The sequence below is a fragment of the Streptomyces sp. NPDC002690 genome (genome assembly GCF_053592415.1).
In genome coordinates, this window is sequence record NZ_JBSFVR010000445.1 from 1 (window position 1) to 5355 (window position 5355).

The 5355-nt window shown below is 71.8% G+C and carries 5 protein-coding genes; 1 reads left to right on the forward strand and 4 read right to left on the reverse strand.

What is annotated here, in order from left to right; translation table 11 throughout:
• Window positions 1-78 precede the first annotated feature (78 nt).
• From ACWD3D_RS32890 to yczE, 4 genes are all read right to left on the reverse strand, one after another.
• Window positions 79-453, reverse strand: coding sequence for an RNA polymerase-binding protein RbpA (locus ACWD3D_RS32890; RefSeq protein WP_007262928.1), 375 nt, complete (start codon window positions 451-453; stop codon window positions 79-81).
• A 265-nt stretch (window positions 454-718) separates the two neighbouring features.
• Window positions 719-2092: an MFS transporter gene (locus ACWD3D_RS32895; protein ID WP_451464388.1), complete on the reverse strand. Its 1374-nt coding sequence runs from the start codon at window positions 2090-2092 to the stop codon at window positions 719-721.
• Window positions 2093-2147: 55 nt separating this feature from the next.
• A complete protein-coding gene (locus tag ACWD3D_RS32900; RefSeq protein WP_451464389.1) occupies window positions 2148-2912 on the reverse strand; it encodes a glycerophosphodiester phosphodiesterase in 765 nt (254 codons plus the stop codon).
• Window positions 2909-3589 (reverse strand): membrane protein YczE, encoded by a 681-nt coding sequence (gene yczE, locus ACWD3D_RS32905; RefSeq protein ID WP_451464390.1) that lies wholly within the window; start codon window positions 3587-3589, stop codon window positions 2909-2911. Before yczE ends, ACWD3D_RS32900 begins: the two co-directional genes overlap by 4 nt.
• 101 nt (window positions 3590-3690) lie before the next feature.
• Here yczE and ACWD3D_RS32910 point away from each other — a divergent pair, with 101 nt between their 5' ends.
• Window positions 3691-5190, forward strand: coding sequence for an SCO1417 family MocR-like transcription factor (locus ACWD3D_RS32910; RefSeq protein WP_451464391.1), 1500 nt, complete (start codon window positions 3691-3693; stop codon window positions 5188-5190).
• Window positions 5191-5355: the final 165 nt, after the last annotated feature.

Below are 5355 nucleotides of genomic sequence, written 5' to 3' on the forward strand. Positions count from 1 at the left end.
GTGACACAGGATCTGTGTCACGGCCCGAGGCTGTTATGGCCGCATGCGGTGCGGCCGACCGTTCGGTGCTTGCGCGGATCAGGCGGACTTCCTGCTGTCCCGCGGATGCACGGCGATGTTCATGGCTCCGGAGCGAAGGACCGCCAGCCTCTCGGCCAGCACTTCCTCCAGCTCCTCGCGGGTGCGCCGCTCCATGAGCATGTCCCAGTGCGTACGCGCAGGCTTGCCCTTCTTCTCCTCGGGGCCATCCCCGTCCACCAGGAGTGCCATGGCGCCGCACGCCTTGCACTCCCACTCCGGCGGAATTTCCGCCTCTACCGAGAAGGGCATCTCAAATCGATGCCCGTTCTGGCATGCGTACTCCACCGCCTGGCGCGGGGCCAGATCGATGCCGCGGTCCGTCTCGTAGCTGGTAACCACGAGTCGCGTGCCGCGGAGAGCTCGCTCACTCATGAATCGTGCCTCCCGGGCTTGTCGCCCACAGGACAGGTGTCGCTGTCGTCGTCATCCGGTCAACGTCCGCTCGGCGGTAAAGATTCCCGTTGCCGGCCACGCGTCGCCCGTCTTGTCGCTGCTGTATCAGGGGTGATTCCCCACTGCTGCCCGGTTTGTCACTTTTGAACGGATCTGTCACCCAACAGTTTGACGTCATCCACTCGCAGTAACGGTCTTTCCGGGCAGGCCAAAGGCGTACACTACCGGCCTTTTACTTCAGCGTCTAAATCCGCTCCGGTACGGGATTGCCCGCGGCGGCCACGGCGGCCCGTACAGGCACCCTCGCGAGCAGCACGGAACCGATGACGAAGAACACCACCAAGGAGATGATCGCCTGCCGGTAGCTGCCGGTCAGCTGGTACGCCAGGCCGAAGACCAGGGGCCCCAGCCAGCTGAGTCCGCGGTCGCTCATCTCGTACGCGGAAAAATACTCGGCTTCCTTGCCGCGCGGGACCAGATGCGAGAAAAGGGAGCGGGAAAGGGCCTGGCTGCCTCCGAGGACGAGTCCGATCGCCGCGGCCAGGACGTAGAAGAAGACGGGCGCGTCGGCCGGCAGGAAGTAGGCGGCCACCAGGATCAGCGTCCAGACCACCAGCGACGCCAGGATCGTGCGCTGCGCGCCGTACACCCGGGCGAGCCGTCCCATCCCGAGCGCGCCGGCCACCGCGAGGATCTGCACCAGCAGGACGGCGGTGATCAGCGTCGTCTGGTCGAGGCCGAGCTCCTCCGAGCCGAACACCGAGGCCTGGGAGATGACGGTCTGCACCCCGTCGTTGTAGATGAGGTACGCCAGCAGGAACGAGAGTGTCAGCGGGTGGCGCCGCATGTCCCGCAGGGTGGCGATCAGCTGCCGCCAGCCCGAGCCGACCGCCCCCTCGGCGCCCGGGGCGGTACGGCGGTCGCGCAGCCGGCGCAGCGGCACGACGGTGAAGGCGCCCCACCACAGTCCGGCGGAGGCCAGACAGATGCGTACCGCATCCGACTCGGTCAGGCCGAAGGAGTCGTGCCCCGTGTAGACGATCAGGTTGAGGACGAGGACGAACGCGCCCGAGGTGTAGCCGAACGCCCAGCCCCGCGAGGAGACCGCGTCCCGCTCGTCCGGCTCCGCGATCTGCGGCAGATAGGAGTTGTACAGCACCATCGACACCGAGATCGCCGCGTTCGCGACGATCAGCAGGAAGGCGCCGAGCAGATAGCGGTGGCCGTCCAGGAAGAACATCGCCGTCGTGGCCGCCGCGCCCGTGTAGGCGGCTGCCGCGAGCAGGGGTTTCTTGCGGCCCGAACGGTCCGCCGCCGCGCCCACGAGCGGCATGAGCACGACCGCGAGGATCACCGAAGCGGAGACCGCGTACGCGAAGAGGGACCCGGCCCGCACGGGTATGCCGAAGGGGTGCACGAAGCCGTCGGAGTCGGCGGCCGCCTTCGCCACCGAGGTCAGATAGGGCCCGAGGAAGACGGTGACCACGCTCGTGGAGTAGACCGAGCACGCGAAGTCGTAGAAGTACCAGCCCCGTTGTTCCCGTTTGCGCGCCACGTCCTCCGGCGTGCCGGCCGGACGTTCCGGTGGTGTCGCCGTTCCTTTGGTTCCGGTACTCAAGCTCCCCTGCCCCCCGCTCGCTCTGGTCCGTTCGTCACCGGCCGCCGGACCGGCGTCAGGACCAGATCCCGCGCTCGCTCAGCACCGTACGCAGCGTCGCGATGTGATCGGTCATGATGCCATCCACGCCGAGGTCGAGGAGGGCGCTCATCTCCGCCGCCTCGTCGATCGTCCAGACGTGGACCTGGAGGCCCAGGGCGTGCGCCGTACGGACGAAGCGGCGGTCGACCACCCGGATGCCGTTCTGGCTCACCGGCACCTGCGCGCACACCGCGCCCCGGCGCAGCGGCGCCGGAATCCCGAACGAGCGCAGCCGCAGCGCCAGTACGCCCCGCACGCCGTACGAGGTCGCCAGCCGGGGGCCGCCGAGGCGCTGAGCGCGAGCCACCCGGGCTTCGGAGAACGAGCCGACGCACACCCGGTCCCAGGAGTCCGTCCGGCGGATCAGCGCGAGGAGGGGTTCCAGCGAGGACTCTGCCTTCACGTCGACGTTCCAGCGGGCCCCGGGAAACTCCTCCAGCAGGTCCTCGAAGAGCGGCAGGGGCTCACGGCCGTCCACCCGGGCCCGCCGGACCTCGCTCCACGGCAGGTCCGCTATCCGGCCCCCGGTGTCGGTGACCCGGTCCAGGGTCGGATCGTGGAAGGCGACGAGGCGGCCGTCCGCGGTGGTGTGCACATCGGTCTCGAAGTAGCGGTACCCCTGCGCCGCCGCCCGGCGGAAGGCCGCCGCGGTGTTCTCCAGCCCCCCGGCCGCGCCGCCGCGGTGGGCGAACGGGATCGTCGAAGGATGGTCCAGATAGGGGTGGCGTCCTGAGGTCACCGCCGAAGTATGGCGGTCGCCGGTGACGGTCCGGCAACGGCCCCGGTCGCTCCCGGCGCCCCAGGGGTGTCGAACAGGCGCAGGAAGAACTGGGCGAGCGGCCCGATGGCCAGCGCGTACACCAGCGTTCCGACGCCGAGCGAGCCGCCGAGCGCGAACCCGGCCGCCACGACGGCGACCTCGACCAACGTTCGCGCCAGGCGCACCGACCGCCCGGTCGCCCGGTGCAGGCCGGTCATCAGCCCGTCGCGCGGCCCGGGACCGAACCGGGCCGTGATGTAGAGCCCGGTCGCCGCCCCGTTCAGTACGACCCCCAGCACCAGCACCGCGATCCTGGCCGCCCACCCGTGGGCCTCGGGCACGACCGCCAGCACGCCGTTGATCACCAGGCCGACCACGAAGACGTTGGAGACGGTGCCGAGCCCCGGGCGCTGCCGCAGTGGAATCCACAGCAACAGCACCAGCGCGCCGACCCCGATGGAGACGGTCCCGATGGCGACGCCGGTGAGCTCCGAGATCCCCTGTTGCAGCACGCCCCAGGGCTCCAGCCCCAGCCCGGCGACGACCAGCAGCGCCGAACTCGCGCCGTAGAGCACCAGCCCGGCGTACAACCGCACCAGTCGGCGGACGACGGACGAGTGGTGGGGCGAGTGGTGCGGGACGGCGGTGGCGGACATGGGGTACCCCCTGCTGTGATGGTGGTGGACCGGTTCGTGTCACTCTGTGGCGGGAGATTGGTCATCGGCCATGGCCAATCCGAGGAAGGTGGACTGATTTCATGGCTCAGTGGACTTCGACGGTCGGGGCCGCCCAGCTCGCCCGGCAGCTCCAGGCGCCGCTCTCCCGCCCCGGTGTCCCCGGCGCCCGGAAGCCCCCCGCCTACCGCGCCCTCGCGGACGGGGTCCGGCTGCTGGTGCTCGAAGGCCGGGTACCGGTCGCCGCACGGCTGCCCGCCGAACGCGAACTCGCGCTCGCCCTGGCCGTCAGCCGTACCACCGTCGCCGCGGCCTACGAGGCGCTGCGCACCGAGGGCTTCCTGGAATCCCGGCGCGGCGCCGGCAGCTGGACCGCGGTCCCCGCGGGCAACCCGCTGCCCGCCCGGGGCCTGGAACCGCTGCCGCCCGAGGCGCTCGGCTCGATGATCGACCTGGGCTGCGCCTCACTGCCCGCGCCGGAACCCTGGCTGACCCGGGCCGTCCAGGGCGCGCTGGAGGAACTCCCGCCGTACGCCCACACGCACGGCGACTACCCGGCCGGCCTGCCCGCCCTGCGCCGGATGATCGCGGACCGCTACACCGAGCACGGCGTCCCCACCATGCCCGAGCAGATCATGGTGACCACCGGGGCGATGGGAGCCATCGACGCCATCTGCCACCTCTTCGCCGGGCGCGGCGAACGCATCGCCGTGGAGTCGCCGAGCTACGCCAACATCCTCCAGCTGATGCGGGAGACGGGCGCCCGCCTGGTGCCCGTCGCCATGCGGGACGGGCTCGGCGGCTGGGACCTGAACCGCTGGCGGCAGGTCCTGCGCGACTCCGCCCCCCGGCTCGCCTACGTCGTCGCCGACTTCCACAACCCCACCGGAGCCCTCGCCGACGAACAGCAGCGCCGCGGCCTGGTGGAGGCGGCGCGCTCGGCGGGCACGGTCCTGGTCGCCGACGAGACGATGCACGAACTGGCCCTCGACGAGGACGTGGAGATGCCCCGCCGGGTCTGCGCCTTCGACCCGGCCGGCAGCACGGTGATCACCGTGGGATCGGCCAGCAAGGCGTTCTGGGCCGGGATGCGGATCGGCTGGGTCAGGGCTGCGCCCGACACCATCCGCAGCCTGGTCTCGGCACGCGCCTACGCGGACATGGGCACGCCCGTCCTGGAGCAGCTCGCCATCAACTGGCTGCTGCGCACGGGCGGCTGGGCCGACGCGGTCGGGCTCCGGCGCGAACAGGCCCGGAGCAACCGCGACGCCCTGGTCGCGGCGGTGCGCCGGGAGCTTGCGGACTGGGAGTTCCAGGTGCCGCGCGGGGGGCTGACCCTCTGGGTGCGTACCGGCGGGCTCTCCGGGTCGCGCCTGGCGGTGGCGGGCGAGCGGGTGGGGGTCAGGGTGCCGTCCGGACCGCGCTTCGGGGTGGACGGGGCGTTCGAGGGGTACGTCCGACTGCCGTTCACGGTGGGCGGGCCGGTGGCGGACGAGGCGGCGGCGCGGCTGGCCGCGGCGGCGGCGCTGGTCCGGGCCGGTGCGGGGGCGGGCGCCGACACGCCGCGGACCTTCGTGGCCTGAGGGCGCCGCGGGCGGGACGGAGCGGCCCTGGTGAAACGCCCGGCGGACGGGCGCGGACGCTCCGGTCCGTACCCGCCCGCCGTGGTCGTCGTGCCGCCGTGGTCGTCGTGCCGCCGTGGTCGTCGTGGCCGGCACGCCTGTCGTGCCGCCGGTCAGCTCTCCGCG